Below are 24,010 nucleotides of genomic sequence, written 5' to 3'. Positions count from 1 at the left end.
CCAATTATCCAATGCATGTTTTAGAATCCAATCCCAACTGCAATAAGAACTGTAATGATTGCACCAATCATTAAGACGCCAAGGAATTTCCACATGAATTTAATCCAGTTAGACCACTCGATCTTTGCAATTGCAAGAGATCCGATCAGACATCCGGATGTAGGAACAATCAGATTTGTAAATGCATCACCAAGCTGGAATGCAACTACAGCTGTCTGTCGTGAAACACCTAACAGGTCTGACAGTGGAGCCATGATCGGCATTGTGATCGCAGCCTGTCCTGTTCCGGATACAACAAAGAAGTTAAATACGGACTGGAACAGATACATAAGTACTGCTGCAACCGCTCCGGAAACTCCAGACAATGCATTTGAAATATTATACATAATTGTATTGATAACTGTAGGTGTGGTCGGATCAGATCCACCAAGAACCTGCATGATACCCTGTGCCATAGCAACAACAAGTGCAGCACCAATCAGATCTTTTGCCCCATCTTTGAATGATATTGCAATATCATTTAGTTTCATATCGTTCAGTTTAAAGATAACTCCGATCACACCGGAAACAATTCCCATAATAAAGAACTGTGTAGCAATCTCCGGCATGTAGTATCCTTGAGTCATAACTCCCCAAACTACCCATACTACTGTAGCAGCCAGTGTCAGAAGAACTAAAATGTGTCCAAGACCAAATGAATGTCCTTCGTCAATTCCTGTTTTTTCATTCTGCTCACGGAAATATGAATCAGTCTTATATGCGATTGAGATTGTCGGAGTCTTTTTGATCTTTGATGCATAGAACATAGTCATTCCACAGCCGAGTGCTGTAAATACTACCCACATTACCATACGGAATCCTGCTCCGGAGAATACGTCAATACCTGCAATACCCTGTGCAATACCTACAGAGAATGGATTCATCCAAGATGAACCAAAACCAATCTGTGTTGCAACATAAGTAACAAGAACTGCGATAACTGAATCATATCCAACTGCTACAAACAACGGACAAAGAATCATAGTAAACGGAAGCGCTTCTTCTCCCATCCCGAAAACTGCTCCACCAAGAGAAAACAGTACGAAAAGTATCGGAATCAGTAGTTTTTCTGCTCCCTCTGCCTTACGGATCAATCCGATCAATCCGGATTCAATCGCACCTGTACGGATCATGATACCGAATGCACCACCTACTACCATAAGAAATGCGATAATCTCGATTGCAGAACTATTTACGATTCCGTTATACATATAGTTAAAAAATCCTGTTCCACCATCTCCACTAAAGAGTGCTACTCCTTCTGTTACTACATTTCCTGTATCATCTGTCAGATACTGGAAACTTCCGTCTTTGATTACTGTACGGGTTTTCTCAACACCATTGATCATATATGAAATATCCTGTGTTTCGTAAAATCCCTTTGGTACAAGAAATGTCATAAGTGCTGCGAAAACAACTACAAAAAAGATGATAATGTAGGTATCAGGCACTTGAAATCCCTTGTTAAAAGACTTTAACCCTTTTCCTTCGTTTTTGCTCATTTTTGAATCTCCCTCCCATTTTTGATATACTATATTAGTGTACCACAAAATGCTTAAAATCCAACTAAAACTTTACATATTTTATCAATTTTATTTGTTTTATAAGAACCTGTCAAATTATCTTAACCAAATGCAGATCCACACCTTTTTGAAACATGAAATAATCCCAGTATTTCCTGTATTTATGACACCAATAGCTACACCATGTCAGATTATGATCATTGGACCAGACTATATAAAAAAATGGTGTTGGATATTATGTTCAGCACCATTTTTTATTAAACCTGTCAATATTATTTTTCGAAAAACTGCTCTTATTTCCTGCAGCGTCCAAGTCTGCCTTTAAAATCTTCATACCCAAAATCAGTAAGACGTTCCATGGTTTTATCGCCATGTCTCAGCCATATATCAGGCAAAGGCATTCCATTAAAGGTATTGTTCTTGCAGGTTGTATAAATGGCCATATCACCAAACATGAGGATATCTCCGTACTTCAACGGCTCTGAAAAGCTGTAATCTCCTATGATATCTCCTGACAGGCAGGTTGGTCCTCCGAGCCGGATTGTGACTGCATTTTCTCCCGGTTCATCTGCTCCAAGAAGAGGAGGACGATAAGGCATTTCCAGAACATCCGGCATATGACAGGCAGCACTTCCATCCAAAATTGCAAGCCGGGTATCACCATTTTGCAGCACATCCAGAACAGTTGTCAAAAAGAATCCTGCATTTAAGGCCCATGCCTCTCCGGGCTCCAGATAAACATCTACCTTCCATTCTTCCTTTGCTGCTCTGATGCACTTCTCAAGCCGTGCAATATCATAGCCTGGTCTTGTAATATGATGTCCACCTCCCAGGTTCAGCCATTTCATCTGAGAAATCAGATCTCCGAATTTCGTCTTTACTGCTGTAAGAGTAGTTTCCAGATCAGAAGAGTCCTGCTCACAAAGGGTGTGAAAATGAATACCCTCCAATAATCCGATCAGCTCCGGATGCTTTCTCACAGCAGTCTCCCACTGTGCTCTTGTAGTACCCATGCGGCTGCCTGGGGCACAGGGATCATAAATAGCATGTCCCTCCTGGGTAGAGCATTCCGGATTGATCCGAAGCCCTGCACTTTTCCCGGCCTCCTTCACTCTTTTTCCAAAGCGAAGAAGCTGAGAAGGAGAGTTAAACACTATATGATCTGCAAAGCTAAGCAGCTCCTCAAATTCATCCTCACGATATCCGGCGCAAAATACATGTACCTCTTTTCCGGGCATCTCCTGGGCACCAAGCCTGGCTTCGTACAGTCCGCTTGCTTCTGTTCCTGTCAAATATGGTTCCAAAAGATGATAGCAGTCATAATTACTGAAAGCCTTCTGTGCCAGGAGCATTTTGCAGCCTGTTCTCTTGGCAATATTCCCCATTAATTCTGCATTTTTTATAAGCGCCGCTTCGTCGAGAACATAACAAGGTGTTTTGATCTTCCGCAGCTCCGGCGGAATAATTCCGCCGGACGCTGCAAAGGGTGATCTTGTATCTGTTCTTTCCATTAATCCACCAGCTCCGGATCATGATTTTCGCTGCGTGGAAGTCCATATTTGTCAAGTGCTTCCAGGAACGGATCCGGGTCAAATTCTTCTACTGTATACACTCCCGGGCGGATCCATTTTCCGGTAAGCATCATTAATGCTCCGCACATAGCCGGAACGCCTGTCGTATAGCTGATTGCCTGACTTCCAACCTCTTTATAACATTCCTGGTGGTCACAAACATTATAAATATAATAGGTTTTCTCTTTTCCATCCTTCACCCCGGTGAAAATGCAGCCAATATTAGTTTTTCCCTTAGTACGTGGACCCAGGCTGGCCGGATCCGGGAGAAGAGCCTTCAAAAACTGGATAGGAACGATTTCCTGTCCATTATAGTTGATCGGAGTAGTAGAAAGCATTCCCACATCCTCCAGACAGCGCATGTGATCCAGATAGCTCTGTCCGAAGGTCATAAAGAAACGGATTCTCTTTACTCCCGGAATTGTCTGGGCAAGGGACTCGATCTCCTCATGATGCAGAAGATACATATCTTTATCGCCGACCTGATCAAAATCATATTCCCGCTTGATCGCCATCGGAGGAATTTCCACCCAGTGTCCATTCTCCCAGTAGCTTCCGGGCGCACTTACCTCACGAAGATTGATTTCCGGATTAAAGTTGGTTGCAAATGCATATCCGTGGTCTCCTCCATTGCAGTCCAGAATATCAATGGTATCGATCTGGTCAAACTCATGCTTTAATGCATATGCACAATATGCCTGGGTAACACCCGGGTCAAAGCCGCAGCCAAGAAGTGCTGTAAGCCCTGCCTCTTCAAATTTCTTCCGGTATGCCCACTGCCAGGAATAATCAAAATATGCGGAAAATCCCGCTTCCTTGCAGCGTTTTTCGTAAATAGCACGCCATTTGGGATCATCCGTATCCTCCGGCTCATAGTTTGCCGTATCCATATAGTTTACACCACATGCCAGACATGCATCCATGATGGTCAGATCCTGGTACGGAAGCGCAATGTTCATTACCAGATCCGGTTTGTAACTATTGATCAGCTGGATCAGCTGGTTTACATCATCCGCATCCACCTTTGCGGTGGTAATAACTGTTTTTGTTTTTCCTTCCAGTTTCCGGGCAAGTGCATCACATTTTTCTTTTGTCCTGCTTGCTATACACAGTTCTGTAAATACAGTATCTGCCTGACAACACTTCTGAATTGCTACACTGGCTACTCCGCCGCAGCCGATTACAAGTACTCTGCTCATGTTTTTTGTCTCCTTTTTTATACTCAATTTTCGTAACTGTTTTTATTTTGCCACCGCCAGCAGCAGTTCCCTGACCACCTTACATGCTGTAGCTGTGGAAACACCGCTTGGATCCAGCATAGGTGCCAGCTCATTGACATCTGCTCCCACAATATTTAATTCTGATACCTTCCGGATAGCAGCGAGCAATTCAAGGAAGCTTACGCCTCCTGCCTCCGGTGTACCGGTTCCCGGAAATACAGATGGATCCAGACAGTCCAGATCAATGGTAAAATATACCGGAACCTGCTTCCTGGCCAATTCCTGTACGGTTTCTTCCAGGCCTTCAAAGGTAAAGGGATGAAAATCTGTATGCTCTTTTGCAAACCGGAATTCTTCTCTCTCCCCGCTTCGGATACAAAACTGATGTATCCTCCCATCTCCCAGAATATCATAGCATCTGCGGATAACACACGCATGACTTAAATGGGCACCAAGATAATCGTCTCTTAAATCTGCGTGCGCATCAAAATGAATAATATGAAGTCCCGGATATCTCCCGGCGACAGCTCTCACAGCAGCCAGTGTCACCAGATGCTCTCCCCCCAGAAGCAGCGGCATTTTTCCCTCTTTCAGGATTTCCTCTGCACGATCCTGTATATCAGCAAGCGCCTTTTCACTGCTACCGAAGCAAAGTTCCAGATCTCCACTGTCAAATACCCGGATATCCATAAGGTCACGATCCTGATAAGGGCTGTAGGTTTCCAGTCCAAAGCTTTCATGACGAATGGCAGAAGGACCGAACCTGGCTCCCGGACGAAAGCTTGTGGTCGAATCAAAGGGAGCTCCGTAAAGAACAATTTCTGCTTCCTCAAAGCTGCTGTCACAACCGATAAAATTTTCAATATTTGGTAAGATCATAAATCAGTCCTCCACCTCCTGAAGCATTTCCTCCAGAAAAGCCGGAAGATAAAATGCACCTTTGTGAAGCCTTGTAGTATAGTAACGGGTGCGAAGATTCAGTGAATTCCATGCCTTCGAATCCAGGTCATCCACAGGATGATATTTTTTACTTGCAAAGCCAAACAGCCAGTAGCCGGCAGCAAAGGTAGGAATATGAGCCTGGTAAACACGGCTGATCTGGAAAGTACTGGCAATTCTTTTGTGACTGCGCTGCATGGCATGCGCATCCTCGGAATAAAAAGGACTTCCCTGCTGATTAACCATGATTCCATCCGCCTTCAGCGCATTATAGCAGTTTCCGTAAAATTCACGGGTAAATAATCCCTCCGATGGGCCAAAGGGATCCGAGGAATCTACAATAATAAGATCATATTTATTTTCGCAGCGGCGTATATATTTCAACGCATTTTCATAATGAAGGTGCACTCTCCTGTCATCCAGCCTGCAGGCATTTCCCGGAAGATATGCGCGACAGGCTTCTACTACCATAGGATCCATCTCTACCAGATCAATATGGCTGACACGGTCATACCTGGTCAGTTCACGTACAACTCCGCCGTCTCCTGCTCCGATCACAAGAATATCTTTGGCTTCTTTGTGAATAGCCATAGGTACATGAGTGATCATTTCGTCATAAATAAATTCGTCACGCTCTGTGAGCATTACATTACCGTCCAGTGTGAGCACCCTGCCAAATTCCGGTGTCTCAAAAATATCAATTCTCTGATAGTCACTCTGCTTTGAATAAAGCTGACGGTTTACCCGGATACTATGCTTCACATCCGGTGTATGAAATTCCGAAAACCACATTTCCATTTTCTTTACCTCCCTGCCAGTACGTTTAAACGCAATATATCCGGATCTTCAGGGCCTGTCATATTGCATCCTTTTGCCTTGGCATATTCAATATAATCCAGGATTTCCGGAGTGATTCGTTCCCCCGGAGCCAAAATCGGGATTCCCGGAGGATAACACATTACAAACTCGCTGCATACCTTGCCTTCGGTTTCTCTGAGAGGAAGGCTGCATTTTTCTGCATAAAAAGCTTCCTGAGGACTTGTCACTACCTGAGGATCGATATATTCCTGATCCAGCAATCCTGATTTATCCTTCTGGAATCGCCTGCGGATCTCCGCAAGAGCACTTACCAGCCGCTCTATTTCCTGGGCACGATCTCCGATCGACAGATAAGCCAGAATATTTCCAATATCACCAAATTCGATCTGAATATCATATTCATCTCTCAGTATATCGTAAACCTCGATCCCTGCAAGTCCGATATCCAGGGTATGTACACTTAATTTCGTAATGTCAAAATCAAAAACCGAATCTCCATTCACCAGCTCTTTTCCAAATGCATAATAGCCGCCAATAGCATTGATCTCTTCCCTTGCATACTCTGCCATATCTGCTACCTGATGAAAAATCTGGCGTCCTCGCTGTGCAAGATTCCGGCGCGAAATGTCAAGACTTGACATCAGAAGATAGCTGCCTGAAGTAGTCTGAGTCAGATTGATGATCTGACGGACATAACCGGCATGAACACCTGGTCCTGTAAGAAGAAGGCTGGACTGGGTCAGGCTTCCGCCGCTTTTATGCATGGATACAGACGCCATATCTGCACCAGCTGCCATTGCCGAAACCGGCAGACCTCCGCCAAAATAAAAATGAGTTCCATGTGCCTCATCTGCCAGACACAGCATTCCTGCTTCATGAGCCATGCGTACAATTGCGCGAAGATCACTGCAGATTCCATAATAGGTGGGATTGTTCACCAGCACAGCCACCGCATTTGGGTGCTCCTTAATTGCCTTTGCCACCTGTTCACGTCGCATTCCAAGAGAAATCCCAAGTCTCTGATCCACCTCCGGATTCACATAGACCGGGATTGCTCCGCACAGAACCAGCGCATTCAGCACACTTCTGTGGACATTTCGGGGAAGAATGATCTCATCTCCCCTCTTACAGGCAGTTAGCACCATAGTCTGCACTGAGCTTGTAGTTCCTCCAACCATAAGAAATGCATGCGCTGCTCCAAAGGCATCTGCTGCCAGCTCTTCCGCCTCCCGGATCACAGATACGGGATGACAGAGATTATCAAGCGGCTTCATGCTGTTTACATCCACACCTACACATTTTTGTCCCAGAAATTCAGTAAGCTCCGGATTTCCTCTTCCTCTTTTATGTCCCGGCACATCGAAAGGTACTACTCTCATACGCAGGAATTTTTCCAGAGCTTCATGAATTGGAGCATGATTCTGGTCCAGTTTAAAACGACTTCTGTTCATTGCTTCTCCATTTCCAGTTCCTTTATCCGCACAAAAAAAGCAGGCCGATACAAAACCGTAAACCTGCTTAGATCATTCTTCCTGATTTTATTTTCATCGCATATAAATATGAGAATCCCCATATTTACATGAGATCAGAATCCGGATGATATATGTCAGAGTCTATATAGCAATCATACTTTTACTACTCTTATTGACCGTTTCACAAGTCTGCGCAACATGCGCATGACGGTTATCAAAGGAACCAACTTATAAAATTTGAGCTTCTAACTCAATCAATAAGGCAACCAAAGTTACCATCAGCGGCAGTGGACCCGGCTGTCCGTATGGCCTTGACCCCAAAATGGAGTGGTCCAAAATAATTGCTTTGAAAAGACTCTTTCTTGTCCTTCAAAATCTACATAAGCATAGCATATCTGAAAATTCATGTCAACTATCAAAATCGTTTAAATACTTATAGTATGGACCATTTATAATAATGTCAGAAGGATATTCTTTTCTTGAATCCCTTATATTTTCATGCTAATATATATAATTAGGTCAAAAACTACAAAATACAAAATGGAGGAAATATGAATCAAAAAAGTACATCTGCTCCCATAGCAGAAAACAAAATGGGGACCATGCCCGTAGGAAGGCTTGTACTAAACATGTCTCTGCCAATGATGATCTCCATGCTGGTGCAGGCATTGTACAATATTGTAGACAGTGTTTTCGTTGCCATGCTTTCCGAAAATGCTCTGACGGCAGTTTCCATGGCTTTTCCACTGCAGACACTTCTGATCGCAGTAGGTGCAGGTACCGGTGTGGGTATGAACGCACTGCTTTCCAAATCCCTTGGAGAAAAGAATTTTGAAAAAGCTGATCGGACAGCCAGCAATGCTGCTTTCCTGTATGGCTTAAGCTATCTGGTTTTCCTGATCCTTGGATTTACAGTAGTAAAACCATTTTATGCCAGCCAGGTACATAACGCAGACCCTGAGATCCTTAAATTTGGGATTGAATATCTGAGCACAGTTATGATATTCTCCTTTGGTCTGCTTGGACAGTTTTTCTTTGAACGTCTGCTCACATCCACAGGAAAAACCATATTCAGCATGACTTCTCAGCTGTGCGGTGCCATCACCAACATCATCCTTGACCCGATCCTGATCTTTGGTCTGTTCGGTGCTCCGAAAATGGGTGTTACCGGAGCTGCTGTAGCTACTGTGATCGGACAGTGTGTAGCCTGCATCGTTGCCGGAATCTGCAACCATAAATTTAATCATGAAGTCCGGCTCAGCTTCAGGGGCTTCCGTCCTGACCTTAAGATCATCGGCCATATTTATGCAGTAGGTATTCCATCGATCATCATGCAGTCCATCAGTTCTATCATGACCTACTGCATGAATCTGATCCTGGTACAGTTCACAGTCACTGCAACTGCAGTATTTGGTGTTTACTTCAAATTGCAGAGTTTTTTCTTCATGCCTGTATTTGGACTTAACAACGGCATTACACCGATCATTGCCTATAATTATGGTGCACACCACAGAAAGCGTATGCTTAAAACTGTCAAAGTCAGCATGTTCATCGCATTCTGTTTTACATTCATTGGTTTTCTTGCCTTTGAATTTATTCCGAAAACACTGCTGGGGCTGTTCAGTGCTTCCGAAGATATGCTTACCATCGGAATCCCTGCACTTCGTATCATAGGAATCCACTATCTGATCGCATGGTTCTGTATCATTGCGGGAACTGTATTCCAGGCACTCGGAAAAGCTGTATTCAGTATGATCGTATCTATCATGCGTCAGCTGTTTGTCCTGGTACCTGCTGCTTATATCCTTGCTTCCATCGGCGGTCTTCACGCAGTATGGTGGTCTTTCCCCATTGCGGAGATCATTTCTCTGATCGTGTCCGTAGCTTTCCTGGTTGTCATAAACAGAACGATCATTCAAAAAATTCCGGAAGCCTAAGGACATCAAAGCTTCCCATTCCAATTTATACAAAAAGAAGACAGAAGATTTCCTTTTTTCTCTTCAGGATATCTTCTGTCTTTTTTATTGTTATTTATAGATCCGGTAGCCATCCCTTCCGGAACGTTTTACCTGATAAAGGGCAAAATCTGCTTTTTGATACAGTTCCATAAAGTTATCTCCATCCTGTGGTGCAAAAGCAATTCCTGCACTAAAAGTAAATGTATGCTCTCCCATGCCTTCCATACGGATCTCCCTGAGCTTTTCATGAAGTTTTTTTATTCTGCTCTCCATATTTTTCCGGGAACCGATATTACAGAGCAGGATCACAAACTCATCCCCGCCGATACGCCCGATCACATCCTGTTCCCGGAACTGCTCTTTAAGAAAACCTCCCAGCATCTTTAATACATTATCTCCCATGACATGTCCGTAAACATCATTCACTTCTTTAAAATGATCCATATCCAGGATCAGAAAGCCATGAAAGCCTTCCGGAGCTTTTTCTCTCAGAATAGCATCGATCACCTTCTGCGTATTCTCTCTGTTATAAACGCCTGTAAGCGCATCCTTCTGGGCAGAACGTACCAATTCCGCTTTCTCCTGATTATTTCTTACAACAATATACAGGAGCAGGAGAAGCACCAGAATACAGAAGCTTCCCATAAATAGGATTTCATAACCGGAAATGAATTCATAAGCCTGCTGTGCACTTTTTACAGGAATTGCATAACAGATCATCCAGTCGTTGTATCCAAGAGGCATATATGCCAGATACCGGTCCTCTTCTTTTCTCTCTTTGAGACTAAGCTTCACCAGACCACTTTCGCCAACTTTAAAATCTTCCTGAATATCCTGAAAAGCATGCTTCCCTTTGAGATTTTTTTCTCCGTAATATTTAAAAAGATTGATTCCATATGTGATCTCCGTACCAGACGCCGAACCACTGTCAAAGGCAATGATCTCTCCATCACTTGTAGCCAGAAGACTGTTTCCCGCTCCATCAAAAAGATCATTAAAAAGCATATGGCTCAGCGCTGTAACATTACAGGATCCGCCCAACACACCGATCACTTTATGGTCTTTGTATACCGGCACACCTAAAACCACCCGCACCTTATGATCCACACTGCTTTCCAGGGGATCGCTGATGGTCTGCTCTCCACTGATAGCCTCCTGAAAATATCTGCGATGAGAAACATTCTTGGTTACTCCATTGTCGTAGTATGCATCTCCATTCTTATCAATAAGAGCAGCCCTCTCCAGGTCTGTCTTTTCATAAATGGATATCAGTCGTTCTTTATTTTCTTCTGAAAAAAGTTCTTCTGATCTTCCCATTGCAGAGGCAATCTCATTCAGATATTGATAATTAATATCCAGTATCGTCCGCAAATGTTCACTTTGTCTCTGCACATTTATCTTCAATGTATTCTGAGAATTCACCTGTACAGCCCTCTGCACACACTCGAAAAAAATAAGAATCCCTGCTATAACCGCCAAGATAAAAACGCCGGTTGCCATAACATAATTTTTTAATTCAAAGTGATTCTTTTTCATACGTTTTCTCCTGATTTAACCTTTTTTGTCATGCATTTTTATTTTACCATGATTTTTGTTTTTTCTCCATAACAAAAAATCTCCTGTGATTATCTGGTTTTCAGAAAAACTCCTGTTCAGATGAAATATTTTTGTTGCATTATTCTGAATATTCCTGTATAATTAACACAATAATCAAAACTTAAGAGCGTAACGTACAAGGGCGTACAGCACATATTTCCTATGTCTGTACGCCCTTGTGCTATTTCTGCAGTCCTGCGATATTTCGCTTTGAGAAAGGGAGGAGATTTCTATGATGAATGCAATCGGAAGTGTGATAAACCAGATCGACAGTCTGGTGTGGGGCTGGTGGATGATCATTTTACTTCTGGGCACCCATATTTTCATGACCATCCGTACCGGTGTGATCCAGCGTAAGATTGGTACCGCCATTCGCCTGTCTGTCACCAAAGATACCAATGCGGAAGGTGAAGTCAGCCAGTTTGGCGCCCTGACAACAGCCCTTGCTTCCACTATTGGAACCGGAAATATCATCGGTGTCGGTACTGCCATTGCTCTTGGTGGTCCCGGTGCAGTCCTCTGGTGCTGGCTTACCGGTGTCTTCGGAATCGCCACCAAATACAGTGAGTCTCTCATCGCTGTAAAATACCGCGTCAAAACCAAAGACGGCCGTATGCAGGGTGGTGCTATGTATGCCCTGGAGCGCGGATTAAATATGCGCTGGCTTGGTCTGATCTTTGCCTTTTTCGGTGGCTTTGCTTCCTTTGGAATCGGATGTGCTACCCAGGTCAATGCCATTGCAACGGTATGTAATGAGAACCTTCATATTCCGCCGGCAGCGATCGGCATTGCTGTGGCAGTTCTTACTGCCCTTGTTATTTTCGGCGGGATCAAATCCATCGCCAATGTATGTGAACGTCTTGTTCCGTTTATGGCATTTTTCTATGTGATTGGATGTATCATCATCCTGGGGATCAATTTCGATTTTATCATTCCCGCAGTAAAAACCATCTGCAAATTTGCTTTTACCCCTGGTGCTGCTGCAGGAGGTCTTGTAGGACGTGGTATCATGATGGCCATGCAGTATGGAATCGCAAGAGGACTTTTTTCCAATGAATCCGGTATGGGTTCTGCCCCCATCGCCGCTGCTGCCGCACAGACAAGAAATCCGGTTCGTCAGGCTCTCGTTTCCAGCACCGGTACATTCTGGGATACCGTTGTGGTATGTCTGATGACCGGTCTTGTTCTGGTAACCAGTATTATGAAAAATCCTTCGATCGACATGGGAAATATCACTGATGGCGGTGTTCTTACTACACTGGCTTTTCAGCAGATCCCGGTTCTTGGTCCTGTAATCCTTGTAGTGGGTATCATTTCCTTCGCATATTCTACAGTCCTTGGATGGGCATATTATGGCGAGCGATGCGTGGAGTATTTTTCCGGCAAAAAGGGACTCATCCCCTATCGTGTGCTGTACATTGCGGTAGCTGCCATCTCCCCTGTTATCTCTCTGAACCTGGTATGGACCGTAGCGGATATCCTGAATGCACTGATGGCTATTCCAAACCTGATCGCAGTACTACTGCTTTCCAATGTGATCGTAAAAGAGACCCAAAAATATATCAACGATCTGGATGCACGGGATGACACACCGGTGGAAGTGATCGATAAATAAAAAAACGATAAATATAAGCATTTTATATAACAAAGTTACAGCTCCGACTGCTTCTCATATTACAAAGCAGTCGGAGCTATCCGTTTACAAATGTCTTCTTCACTTTTTTATAATACATCCTGCGCTTTCATCTCTTCGGACACAGTAAGATATTCTTTGCTGTTTTCCACGATACCAAGCTTCTCTTCCCAGGTAAGGTTTCGTTTGATCCTGGCCGGACTTCCCATTACCAGGGAGCCATCCGGGATCACCGTATTTTTAGTCACAAGGCTTCCGGCTCCTATGATACAGTCGTTTCCGATCTTTGCACCATCCAGGATCACGGCTCCCATTCCGATCAATGTCCGGTCTCCGATGGTACATCCATGGATCACCGCATTATGTCCCACAGTAACATTGTTTCCGATATGGACCGGCATGTTGTGGCTCACATGAATGGTACAGTTTTCCTGGATATTGGTTTCTTCTCCGATCACTACCGGCGCATCATCTCCGCGGATCACCGCATAATATAATACACAGCTGTCACGGCCGATCGTTACATTTCCAAGGATCACAGACTGCTTTGCGATCCTGGCACCTTCTACGATCTTTACATTTTTATAATTCATTTTTCCTCCTGAATCTGCTTTTTTTCTGTACAGAACCTTGGTATATAATCTGACTATAGACTCCGTGCACAACAGCAATTTTAATGTTTATACTGACTTTTTAACCCATATTATATTTCGTCCGGATCACAATATCTGTATACTGGTATTCCTTTTCCGGTGCCTTGCTGTCAAAGAGAAGCTGGAACAAAATAATCACCGGAGAATGTCCCTGTACAGCCGCATCCTGACCGATAAGGAAATTGATCGTCCCCTCTTTCAGCCATTTCAGATTTTCTTCCAGGAAATCATTGGCGATCACATGCATGGTTTTATCCTTTCCAAGCTTCTGCAAGGTCTGGCAGACACCCTTTACACCATGACCCGTAATATAGATCCCGGTCAGCTCCGGATAAAGCTCCAGAAATTCTTCCACGATCTTGGATGCCACCCATTCGTCATCATAAGAATACCTTATATCCACGATCTCGATTCCCGGAAAGCTTTCTTTAATCTCTGTCGTAAATCCTTTCTGCCTGCTGATCAGACCAGGATTGGCAACCTGTCCGGAAATTATGGCAACCTGCCCGTTTCCGCCTGTCATCTCCCACATCAGGCCTGCTGCCGTACGACCGGCCTGAAAGGTATCCTGTCCCACAAAGCATAACCTTTTTGTATCTTCCAGATCCGCATTAAAGGTAACTATCGGAATTCCATACTCTTCCTGATACTGATCGATCCTCGCTCTCAAAAGCTGATCCTCTGATGGAGTCAGTGCGATTCCATTAAACCCCTTTTCCCGGAGTTCTTCCATTGCAGCCATTACTTTTTCCGGTTCCACGCCCTCGATCTCATAGATCTTTACTGTTCCGCCAAAGCTCTCCACTTCTTCTTTTGCTTCCAGGACCCCATTTAAAACCTGCTGCATAAAAGGAGTCTCCATATACTGAAGGATCACACCGATACGGATCTTTCTCTTTGCCATGGCAAGGGCACGACCGGCACGGCTGGGCTGATATCCCATCTCCCGGGCGATCCTTTTGATCCTTTCCTCTACTTCCGGGCGGATACGGCCTCTGTTGTTCAGTGCTCTGTCCACAGTGCCTCTTGAAACTCCTGCTGCTTCCGCAATCTGTTGTAATGTTACTGCCATATTTTACCCTCCAAAACCTCTCCTGTGTGCTTTGTGTTCACGCGCACGCTCTTTTATCTCATTATACACATTTACACTTTCTCAGGCAATCCCTGATTTCATTATTTTTATAATTTTCCTTTACGATCAGACAGGCCCGGCATAAACAGGTGCATTCCCTCAGCCAAAAATGCTTCCGAAAAAATCTCCGGAAGCATTTTTATCATTGCAAAACAGATCCCTTTGTCAGTCCAGAAGCTCCTGTACCATCTCGGGGGTAAAGGTTACAGCCTTCACATGATCCACCTCGATCTGATACAGAGCATTGGCCGCAATATGCTCCGCAGCCTGCTCCAGATCACGGATTCCTGTGGTATCTTCAAATTTCTTAATTATTGCGTCCAACGCCTCATCCGTTACGATACATTCTTCCTGTTTCAGGCTCATACGTTTCAGAACCTTGGGAAGCGCAAATCTGGAAAAGATGATCTTCTTTTCCTCCGGTGTGTAATCCGGAATATCGATCACTGCAAAACGTGACATCAGAGGTGCACTGATCTGTGCCTTATCATTGGCTGTGGCAATAGGATAGACACCAACTGTCGGAACCATACATTCCATATAGTTATCTGTAAAACCAAGGTTATCCAGCAGTGTCAGAAGCACGTCTGCCGGATTTCCGTTTCCTTTACCTGATGCAGCCTTGTCAAGCTCATTGATGATAAATACCAGATTGGATTCTCCTGCCATGGAAAAAGCCTCCATGATGATTCCAGGCTTGGCATTTGCATAAACACGAGAGCTTCCTGTAAGCTGTTCCGGATCATTGATCGAACTCATATCCAGGGTTGTCCACGGCATTTTCAGGATTCTTGCAACTGCATAAGCGATCTGAGATTTACCGGTACCTGCCGGTCCTACAAGAAGCAGTCCGTAAGCAGGAAGTGTATGAGTACGGTTGATCTGAATGATCGTCTCAATGATCCTCTGTTTTACACGCTCCATTCCATAAAGCTCCTCATCCAGGATACGGCGTGCTTCCTTCGGATCAATAGACTCAAAATAATTATGCTTCCACTGAATATTCATCATGATGGAAAGTGCTCTCTGGGCATGGCGTCTTTCCTCCTGAGAAACCTCATGAGAACGGGCAACTGCCAGATTTCTTCTTGCCCAGAGACGGATATTATCCGGCATAGTCTTTCCGGCACAGTTCATAAAGTCGGTGATACTCTGAATACTGGTAAGCTTCATATCGTCACCGTCTTCTTCCTCCTCATCGTTCTCATTTTCTTCTGCCGGCGCACTGCTTGCAAACAGACGCTCGATCATAAACTGAAGAAATCCGTCCTCAGCAGAAAGCTTGGTGCCTCCGCCAAAAGCGATCTCGCGGATTTTGTAAACAGCATATCCTTCTTCTGTATTCTGTCCTGAAAGACGGATGTTGATATGATTTTCTCCGAGCCATTTGATCAGGCTTGTAAAACGGGAATCGATCTTCAGGATGTCTGCCGGAAAAGCACCGTCTTCTTCCTTAAACTCAAATGCAGTCTGCTTCGCAGGATTGGAAAAATATCCGCAGGAATGATGTTTCCACTCTCTTTTGCTGTTATCCAGGATCAGCACCGGTTTCTCCGGTGTGGCTTTTGTTTCATTAGAACGAAATGTTGTATATGTGCACTGGCTTTTTGTCTCTTTTTTATCTGCCGGCGCTGCGCTGAAATCAAAAACTGGCATATTTTTTACTCCTCTTTCTCTGAAAAATATCTCCATTCAGTTTATCATGGATTGGAAATCTCAACAACTGCTGATATGGTTTTTTATGCATTTTTTATTCATTTTTTGTATTCGTCATTTTCCCGTAAGTTGTTTAAACAGTTCCACAGTTTGCCGATTGACACTGCCTGTAAACTATGTTATCGTGCAATCATGTCTGCTTTCATTTTTTACAAAAGCTGACACAGTTACCATGTATGTGATCTACTGTTTTTCACGTCATTGTAATTGTATTTTTTTGGAGGAGGAAATGAGAAATCAACTTTTACAGCGGGATGATTTTTATCCACAGATCGTTAAGCTTGTCATCCCCATCATCATTCAGAACCTGCTAAGTGCAGCAGTAAATTCTGCCGATGTTATCATGCTGAACTTTGTAGGTCAGTCATCCATCTCCGCAGTATCTCTAGCAGCGAATTATTCCAATGTCCTGTTTATGGTATATTACGGTCTTGGTACGGGAGCCACCCTGCTTTGTGCCCAGTATTATGGAAAGGGAGATTACAAAGCCATTCAGATCATCGAGGGAATCGCTCTTCGTTTTTCCATGATCATCTCTGTTCTCGTGGCACTCGTTGCATTTACCATGCCACAGATGATGATGAAACTGTTCACCAACGATCCGGAGCTTCTGGCCATTGGTTCTTCCTATATCCGCATTATGGGTATCACCTATATCTGCTGGGGTATGACGGAGGTTTATCTGGCTGTTCTTCGAAGCATTGGCCGGGTGACTACCAGCATGGCGATGAATATGCTGGCCTTTGGACTGAATATCCTTTTGAATGCGACTTTTATCTTCGGATTGTTCGGAGCACCCAAGCTTGGTGCTACCGGTGTGGCTATTGCTACTGCACTTTCCAGAATGATCGAGCTGATCGCCTGTTTTATTGTTTCTGCTTTCAGCAAAAATGTCCGACTGGATCTCCGATGTATGTTCACAAAAAACAAACTGCTGTTCAGTGATTTCGTGCGGCTTTCCCTGCCGGCTCTTGGTAATGATATTTCCTGGAGTATTGGTTTTTCCATGTACTCTGTGATCCTGGGGCATCTTGGTACGGATGCGGTTGCTGCCAATTCTCTGGTTGTAGTAGTCCGTAATATCGGCTCTGTTTTCTGTTTCGGTATTGCCAGTGCAGGAGGTATCCTTCTTGGCAATGTTATGGGGCAGGGCGATCTGGAACGTTCCAGGCGTTATGCTTCCAAAACACTAAAGCTTACTGTTATTGCAGGTTTTTTGGGCGGACTTATCGTTCTTGCCATCACACCGTTCGTAATGAGATTTGCGTCCCTGACACCCACTGCCATGCATTATCTGAAATATATGCTTCTGATCAACAGCTACTATATTATGGGGTCTGCCGTAAATACAACCCTGATCGCCGGTGTGTTCCGGGCAGGTGGTGATACAAAGTTTGGTCTGATCTGTGATACCATTGATATGTGGGTATATGCAGTACCCCTTGGATTCTTCGCTGCTTTTGTACTGAAGCTGCCGGTTATGTGGGTGTATTTTCTGCTCTGTACGGATGAATTTGTGAAGTGGCCATGGGTGATCAAAAGGTATCTCAGTGGGAAGTGGGCTAAGAATATTACCCGCGAGAATATATTTGAAAATAAATAGAATACAGAAACATTTTAGACGGCTGGAATCTGCGTTATTTTTCAAAAATTCGCTGTTTGAGCGAAGAAAGTCTCGGACTTTTGGGAAATAACTTTAGCAGGTTCCAGCCGTTCGTTACTCAACTACCGCTGCAGTCCTTCTATCACCATCTCTGTCAGACGCACAACACTTCCCTTTACCTCCCGGATCTCTTTCTCCGAAATACCATCCTTATGAAATCCCCCGGTGCAAACCACTCTCTTTCCCAGCTCTTTCGAAACCTTCTCCGCCATCCACCGGCAGATCACCTCGTCCTTATGTCCCGGAAAATTCAAAACTGAAGAAGTCGCACTCACAGAACCATCCCCTGTCAAAGACACTCTCGGTTCCGTCTGCACCACACATCCCAGATGAGGTCTCTCTCCGCCTTTCAGACAGATAAGCACATCCTCTCCGACAAATGCAGCACTGACCTCCAGCTTACAGCCTGCAGTCTCCACACACTCTTTTACAATCCATTCCATCTGCGATACTCCTTTGCTTCGATCCCAAACGGTTCCAAAAGCTTTGCCGCAATATGATACACCATATCATCAATGCTCTCCGGTTTATGATAAAACGTCAGCATCGGCGGAATGATCCGCACTCCCGGAAGCATGGAAAGCTCATAAAGATTTCGGAGATGAATCCCGCTTAACGGTGTTTCTCTGGCTGCCAGCACCAGTGTTCTCTGTTCCTTGACCGTCACATCTGCCGCACGCAGAATAAGATTATCCGCATAGCCACTGTGGATCCCCGCGATCGTCTTCATGCTGCAGGGCACGATCAGCATCCCCTCTGTTTTGAAAGAACCACTGGCCGGTTTTGCCCCAATTTCTCCCGGTGCACATACATGATCTGCCAATCGTTTCACATCCTCCGGTTCCAGCTCCGTCTCCTGGCGAAGAGTCAGCTCTGCACTGGAACTCATGATCAGATAAGACTCAAAATCCGGATTCTCCCGGATGATCTCCAGACATTTTACAAGGAGCGGCAGGCCGCTTGCACCTGTTGCACCAACTATAATTCTCTTTTTCATTTTTTCAGCCATTTCTCCGGATCCAGTTCCATAAAACGGGCTCTGTGAAAATCTTCCTTCAGATCATAAGGCACCGTACAGTCAAAAATAGTCTTGCATGCAATTCCATGATCACGGATACTTGGAGAAAATGCAGGATCATTGGACGGATCAAGAGGATGACAACGGACACCCGGAATGGTGATCACATCCACATCCCCCTGGAATCTCGTATTCATCGCCCAAAGTACGTCATTCATATCAAAGCAATCCACATCTTCATCTACCAGAAATACATTTTTCAGCTCACTGAAGGCGGAAAATGCAAGAAGTGCAGCCTGACGCTGTCTTCCCTCATCACTTTGAGAAAGCTTTTTAAACTGAAGGACAGCCATATACTTTCCACCTCCGGCACTGCTGCAGTATACGTTCTGAAGTCTTCCAGGCATTGCTTTTTCCACCATGCCATAGATGCTGGCCTCTGTAGGGATTCCCGCCATGGATACGTGCTCCTCACTTGGCCCGATACAGGTCTGCATGATCGGATTTTCACGATGTGTCACTGCTGTAACCTTGATCAGCCAGCACTGATCACTTGCAGGCCCTGTATATCCCGGAAACTCCGGCATGGCGTATCCGGTATTGCTGTTCTGATCTTCCTTTACACGCACACCCGGGATCACTTCTCCCTCGATCACGTATTCCGCATTGGCGATGGCACGCTCGTTAACGGTTAAACATTTACAGAGTTCCACCGGCTCTTTGCGCAGTGCGCCGGCTACAGAGAGCTCATCATACCCCAGTGGTGTTGTAGGCGGCTCAAAACAGGAACCGATCTCAATAGCAGGATCAACTCCGATACTGATAGAAATCGGCAGCCTTTGTCCCAGCTCCTCAGCACGCTCTGCCATTGCTCCGATATGTCTGGCACCAGGTGTAAAGAAAATGGAAAGCTCATCTTTTCCCTGAATGCAAAGACGATGAATGGTCACATCGTGAACTCCAGTATCCGGGTGTGTGGCGTAGCACATGCCAAGTGTGATATACGGGCCCGCATCATCCGGTGTGTTCGTTGGCGCAGGAACCAGCTTATAGAGGTCAAAATCCGGATCTGCTGCCTTATGCACCACCTGCTGACACGGTGCATCGCCTTCAAGATCGACCGGTGGAATTGGATTCTCCACGCTTTTGCAGAGCATCTTTCCAAGATTTTCCGGCTGAGTGTCAAGTAAAGCAGCAACTCTTTTTCTGCTTGCCAGAAGACCGATAGATACCCTTGCATCCGGGTGTCCTTTTATACGATTAAAGATCATAGCAGGTCCTTCCTTTGTGGGACGCTTCACCGTTCCACCGGCTCCTACATAACGATATACCCCTGCAAGCTCTGCCATCGGATCAACTTCCACCTCTGTTTCGATCAGCTGATCTGGCATCTGCTCCAGAAGTGCCAGAGCACTTCTCAGATCTCTTACTTTTTCTGCCATAAAAAACCTCCTGCGTTATCTTTATATTACTGTTCACTCCGTTCTCAGTAACATCTTTATTTTCTTATGTTATTTTATCTCTTTTTTACATGGTGAATCAATTCTTTCTATGATATAATTGTTTCCAATATGGAATGATTCGTCACTATTTTCTAAAAGGCAGGTGTTACCATGACTCTTGAACAGATCGACTATTTTATCTGTGCAGCTCAATCCCGGACTTTTTTTGATGCTGCAGAAGCTATGCATATCTCCCAGTCCTCCCTTTCCAAGCAGATCATGAAACTGGAAAAAGAACTGGAGCTTACCTTATGGGACCGCAGCAAGCGTACTGCTGTGCTTACTCCTGAAGGAGAGTTTTTTTACAAAGAAGCACTTAAGATTTCCAGACAGTATCATCGTTCTCTGGAAGCAGTGTACCATTTTAAGGACAGCAAGCTCCAGGCACTTCATATTGGAACACTTCCTTTTCTTTCTCAGTACCATCTTACTTCTGTGATACACAGTTTTTGTGATACACACCCGGAGCTTTCTTTTTCTCTGAAGGAGGTAGAAGACGAAGAACTTCTTTCCGGTCTTGAAAAAGACCTTTTTAATCTGATCTTTGTACGAAAACACATGATAGACCCGGAGCTCTATACTTTTCATACTCTCACAGCAGACCGTCTGGTTGCTGTTTTTCCTGAAGCTCATCCCTCCGCGTCCAAAAAATCGGTCTCTCTTTCCGAACTGAAAAAAGAATCTTTTATCCTGATGCCTCCGCACACCTCCATTTACCGTTTCTGTATGCAAAGTTTTCATAATGCAGGGATCCACCCTCAGCTTCTGCGTACTGCCCGCGCAGAATCTATTGTCAGCGCAGTGGAAATTGGCGAAGGGATCAGCCTTCTTACAGAAAGCAGCTTTCAGTTCTTTCGTCAGCCTTCGCTTGTTGCTGTCCCGGTTAACGGACTGAAAAAGCTATCTGTTGGAATTGCCCATAAAAAAAATATGGCTCTCACAACCTCTGCAGAATGTTTTCTGCAGTTTGTGAAAAGCCATATGTAAGGTATTTTTTCTATAATCCAAGCATCATTCCCACACCATGTACCGCAAACGCAACGATCCATGCAGTGGCACACTGTACTGCTACAATACCAGCAGCAGCTCTTACAGTTCCCATCTCCCGACGCACAGTTGCAATAGCTGCAACACAGGGTGTATAGAGCAAGGTAAAGATCAAAAATACGTAAGCAGTAAACGGTGTAAATAAAGTCTGAAGCAACGCCGTATTTCCGCCCAGAAGGACTGTCAGCGTAGACACAACGCTCTCTTTTGCCATAAAGCCCGTGATCAATGCGGTAGATACTCTCCAGTCACCAAAGCCCAGCGGAGCAAAAAGTGGTGCCACGATGCTTCCGATCTTTGCCAGAAGGCTCTGATCTGTGCTGGTAACAAGGTTAAGACCTGCATCAAAGTTCTGCAGGAACCACACGATCAGCGTTGCCGCAAAAATAATTGTAAACGCTTTCTGGATAAAGTCCTTCGCCTTTTCCCAGATCAGCTGTCCTACACTTTTTGCAGAAGGAAGCCGGTAATTGGGAAGCTCCATAACAAACGGAACCGGCTCTCCCTTATATTTCGTCTTTTTCAAAATCAGCGCATACAGGATCCCGCAGAGAATTCCTGCAAAATAAAGGCTGATCATCACAACTCCTCTCCACTGCTTCGGGAAAAATGCACTGGTGAGAAGTCCGTAGATCGGAAGCTTGGCACTGCAGCTCATAAACGGAGTAAGCAGGATCGTCATTTTCCGGTCACGTTCACTGGATAATGTTCTGGTTGCCATAATGGCCGGCACCGAACAGCCGAATCCGATCAGCATCGGCACAAAGCTTCTTCCGGAAAGTCCGATCTTTCGAAGGAGCTTGTCCATAACAAAGGCTACACGAGCCATATATCCGGTATCTTCCAGGATTGACAGGAAGAAAAACAAAGTAACGATCGTAGGAAGAAATCCGATCACGCTTCCGATACCGCTTAAAATTCCATCCACAACCAGTGACTGCAGTACTGAGCTGACACCTGCCACCTCCAGTCCCCTGCCAATAAGTGCAATTACCCAGTTCACGACCATAGTCATTCCGTCTGAAAGCCAGGCTCCCAGATAATTGAACGTCATCACAAATACAATTGCCATAATTCCTACAAAACAGGGAATTGCTGTATATTTTCCGGTAAGAATACGATCTATAGCGACGCTTCGTTTATGTTCACGGCTTTCTGCCGGTTTTACCACAGTTTTCTCACAAAGCTTTTCAATAAAATCGAAGCGCATGTTCGCAAGAGCTGCCTCACGGTCCAGACCGCCATCCTTTTCCATAACATGTACCAGCCCATCAAGAACCTTTTTTTCACCTTCAGGCAAAGCCAGACGTTTTTCGATCAGAGAATCTTTCTCTACGATCTTCGTAGCTGCAAAACGTACAGGAAGTCCTGCTTTTTTTGCATAGGGTTCGATCAGATGTACGGCTGCATGGATACATCTGTGAAGTGCGCCTACCGGATCCTTCGGTGACTGATTGTCAGTACAGAAATCAATTCTTCCTGGTGCTTCTCTGTATCTTGCAACATGAACTGCATGATCGATCAGCTCATCAATTCCTTCATTCTTCGCTGCTGAAATAGGTACAACCGGAATTCCTAAAATCTCCTCCAGTTCATTGATCCGAACAGAGCCTCCATTTGCCCTTACCTCATCCATCATATTTAAGGCCAGCACCATTGGGATTCCAAGCTCCATCAGCTGCATGGTAAGATAAAGATTTCTCTCAATATTGGAAGCATCTACAATATTAATGATTCCTGTCGGCTTCTCATTCAGCAGAAAATCTCTTGTTACGATCTCCTCGCTGGAATACGGGGAAAGTGAATAGATTCCAGGAAGATCCGTTACCGTTGCCTCCGGATGCCTCCGGATGCTTCCTTCTTTCTTGTCAACAGTTACACCCGGAAAGTTACCAACATGCTGATTGGAGCCTGTCAGCTGATTAAAAAGAGTTGTCTTTCCACAGTTCTGATTACCTGCCAGTGCAAACGTGATCGGTTCCCCTTTGGGAATCGTATCACCGATCCGGTTCTTGCGATAATCTCGAGCCTTTCCAAGTTCTCCCACACCAGGATGAGCAATCGGCTGATGCCGTTCATTTTCTTTCTTCGTTTCCGTCATGGATTCGATCGATACGATCTCAATCTTTGCAGCTTCCGCCAGCCGCAATGTCAGCTCATATCCGCGCAGCACAAGCTGTACCGGATCTCCCATAGGAGCTGTTTTACGAAGAGACACTTCTGTCCCCGGTGTAAGCCCCATATCCAGAAGATGATGTCTCAGCTCCCCCTCGCCACGAACACTGATGATTCTGCCACATTCTCCAGTCTTTAATTTGTCCAGTGTCATATTGTCACCTCATCATAAGTACAATTTACATGGTCAATACATATATCTGTATTATCCACTGGTACATCGTTTCGTAAATAACTATATCAATCGGATTCACAGACAAGTGAATGGTATAGTTATTTCAAAAACAATGTACTAATATAAATGTAACACAATTTAAGTTATTTGACAATAACT

Annotated in this window: 18 protein-coding genes; 4 read left to right on the top strand and 14 right to left on the bottom strand. The window is 44.7% G+C overall.

The window, feature by feature from the left end; genetic code table 11:
• Positions 1–20: 20 nt before the first annotated feature.
• From yfcC to CCC17_RS03805, 6 genes are all read right to left on the bottom strand, one after another.
• Positions 21–1,541 (bottom strand): putative basic amino acid antiporter YfcC, encoded by a 1,521-nt coding sequence (gene yfcC, locus CCC17_RS03830; protein WP_021650661.1) that lies wholly within the window; start codon positions 1,539–1,541, stop codon positions 21–23.
• A gap of 314 nt (positions 1,542–1,855) precedes the next feature.
• Positions 1,856–3,073, bottom strand: coding sequence for a carboxynorspermidine decarboxylase (locus CCC17_RS03825; RefSeq protein WP_173757971.1), 1,218 nt, complete (start codon positions 3,071–3,073; stop codon positions 1,856–1,858).
• Positions 3,073–4,332, bottom strand: a complete 1,260-nt coding sequence (locus CCC17_RS03820; protein ID WP_022426348.1) for a saccharopine dehydrogenase family protein — start codon at positions 4,330–4,332, stop codon at positions 3,073–3,075. Before CCC17_RS03820 ends, CCC17_RS03825 begins: the two co-directional genes overlap by 1 nt.
• Before the next feature lie 42 nt (positions 4,333–4,374).
• The gene (gene speB, locus CCC17_RS03815; RefSeq protein WP_015524486.1) at positions 4,375–5,232 is read right to left on the bottom strand and encodes an agmatinase; all 858 of its coding nucleotides are present in this window, start codon (positions 5,230–5,232) and stop codon (positions 4,375–4,377) included.
• A 3-nt stretch (positions 5,233–5,235) separates the two neighbouring features.
• Positions 5,236–6,090: a polyamine aminopropyltransferase gene (speE, locus tag CCC17_RS03810; RefSeq protein WP_015524485.1), complete on the bottom strand. Its 855-nt coding sequence runs from the start codon at positions 6,088–6,090 to the stop codon at positions 5,236–5,238.
• Positions 6,091–6,095: 5 nt separating this feature from the next.
• Positions 6,096–7,562 carry an aminotransferase class I/II-fold pyridoxal phosphate-dependent enzyme gene (locus tag CCC17_RS03805; RefSeq protein WP_015524484.1) on the bottom strand — a complete coding sequence of 489 codons (1,467 nt, stop codon included), beginning with the start codon at positions 7,560–7,562 and terminating at the stop codon, positions 6,096–6,098.
• Between the two features lie 572 nt (positions 7,563–8,134).
• Between CCC17_RS03805 and CCC17_RS03800 the strand changes: the two genes are divergently transcribed.
• A complete protein-coding gene (locus CCC17_RS03800) occupies positions 8,135–9,520 on the top strand; it encodes an MATE family efflux transporter (protein ID WP_287082527.1) in 1,386 nt (461 codons plus the stop codon).
• Positions 9,521–9,610: 90 nt separating this feature from the next.
• On the opposite strand, the gene CCC17_RS03795 is transcribed toward CCC17_RS03800, so the two are convergent.
• On the bottom strand, positions 9,611–11,077 hold the full coding sequence (locus tag CCC17_RS03795) for a sensor domain-containing diguanylate cyclase (protein WP_287082525.1): 1,467 nt from the start codon (positions 11,075–11,077) through the stop codon (positions 9,611–9,613).
• 292 nt (positions 11,078–11,369) lie between these two features.
• On the opposite strand from CCC17_RS03795, the gene CCC17_RS03790 reads away from it, so the two are divergent.
• Positions 11,370–12,752, top strand: coding sequence for an alanine/glycine:cation symporter family protein (locus CCC17_RS03790; protein WP_287082523.1), 1,383 nt, complete (start codon positions 11,370–11,372; stop codon positions 12,750–12,752).
• Between the two features lie 107 nt (positions 12,753–12,859).
• On the opposite strand, the gene CCC17_RS03785 is transcribed toward CCC17_RS03790, so the two are convergent.
• From CCC17_RS03785 to CCC17_RS03775, 3 genes are all read right to left on the bottom strand, one after another.
• Positions 12,860–13,363, bottom strand: coding sequence for a gamma carbonic anhydrase family protein (locus tag CCC17_RS03785; protein ID WP_287082522.1), 504 nt, complete (start codon positions 13,361–13,363; stop codon positions 12,860–12,862).
• 100 nt (positions 13,364–13,463) lie between these two features.
• Positions 13,464–14,495: a LacI family DNA-binding transcriptional regulator gene (locus tag CCC17_RS03780; RefSeq protein WP_015524476.1), complete on the bottom strand. Its 1,032-nt coding sequence runs from the start codon at positions 14,493–14,495 to the stop codon at positions 13,464–13,466.
• Positions 14,496–14,720: 225 nt separating this feature from the next.
• Complete coding sequence (locus CCC17_RS03775) at positions 14,721–16,211, bottom strand: AAA family ATPase (RefSeq protein WP_173741016.1); 1,491 nt, start codon at positions 16,209–16,211, stop codon at positions 14,721–14,723.
• Between the two features lie 289 nt (positions 16,212–16,500).
• On the opposite strand from CCC17_RS03775, the gene CCC17_RS03770 reads away from it, so the two are divergent.
• Complete coding sequence (locus CCC17_RS03770) at positions 16,501–17,874, top strand: MATE family efflux transporter (RefSeq protein WP_173741015.1); 1,374 nt, start codon at positions 16,501–16,503, stop codon at positions 17,872–17,874.
• Positions 17,875–17,996: 122 nt separating this feature from the next.
• Here the strand turns inward: CCC17_RS03770 and CCC17_RS03765 are convergent, their stop codons facing one another.
• Genes CCC17_RS03765 through CCC17_RS03755 form a run of 3 tightly spaced genes read right to left on the bottom strand, consistent with a single transcriptional unit; the run spans position 17,997 to position 20,394 of the window.
• Entirely contained in the window at positions 17,997–18,377 is a 381-nt protein-coding gene (locus tag CCC17_RS03765; protein WP_173741014.1) for a prenylated flavin chaperone LpdD, read from the bottom strand.
• Positions 18,362–18,931: a UbiX family flavin prenyltransferase gene (locus CCC17_RS03760; RefSeq protein ID WP_044960990.1), complete on the bottom strand. Its 570-nt coding sequence runs from the start codon at positions 18,929–18,931 to the stop codon at positions 18,362–18,364. The genes CCC17_RS03765 and CCC17_RS03760 overlap by 16 nt, the downstream gene beginning before the upstream one ends.
• Positions 18,928–20,394 carry a UbiD family decarboxylase gene (locus tag CCC17_RS03755; protein WP_287082520.1) on the bottom strand — a complete coding sequence of 489 codons (1,467 nt, stop codon included), beginning with the start codon at positions 20,392–20,394 and terminating at the stop codon, positions 18,928–18,930. Before CCC17_RS03755 ends, CCC17_RS03760 begins: the two co-directional genes overlap by 4 nt.
• A 171-nt stretch (positions 20,395–20,565) precedes the next feature.
• Here CCC17_RS03755 and CCC17_RS03750 point away from each other — a divergent pair, with 171 nt between their 5' ends.
• Positions 20,566–21,441: a LysR family transcriptional regulator gene (locus CCC17_RS03750; RefSeq protein WP_287082518.1), complete on the top strand. Its 876-nt coding sequence runs from the start codon at positions 20,566–20,568 to the stop codon at positions 21,439–21,441.
• Between the two features lie 10 nt (positions 21,442–21,451).
• Here CCC17_RS03750 and feoB read toward each other — a convergent pair whose 3' ends face one another.
• Entirely contained in the window at positions 21,452–23,830 is a 2,379-nt protein-coding gene (gene feoB, locus CCC17_RS03745) for a ferrous iron transport protein B (RefSeq protein ID WP_287082517.1), read from the bottom strand.
• Positions 23,831–24,010: the final 180 nt, after the last annotated feature.

This window comes from Blautia sp. LMAG:36 (assembly GCF_008680535.1).
GTDB lineage: Bacteria > Bacillota > Clostridia > Lachnospirales > Lachnospiraceae > Blautia_A > Blautia_A fusiformis.
The sequence above is the reverse complement of the archived record's forward strand: the minus strand, read 5'-3'. Positions and strand labels throughout refer to the sequence as shown.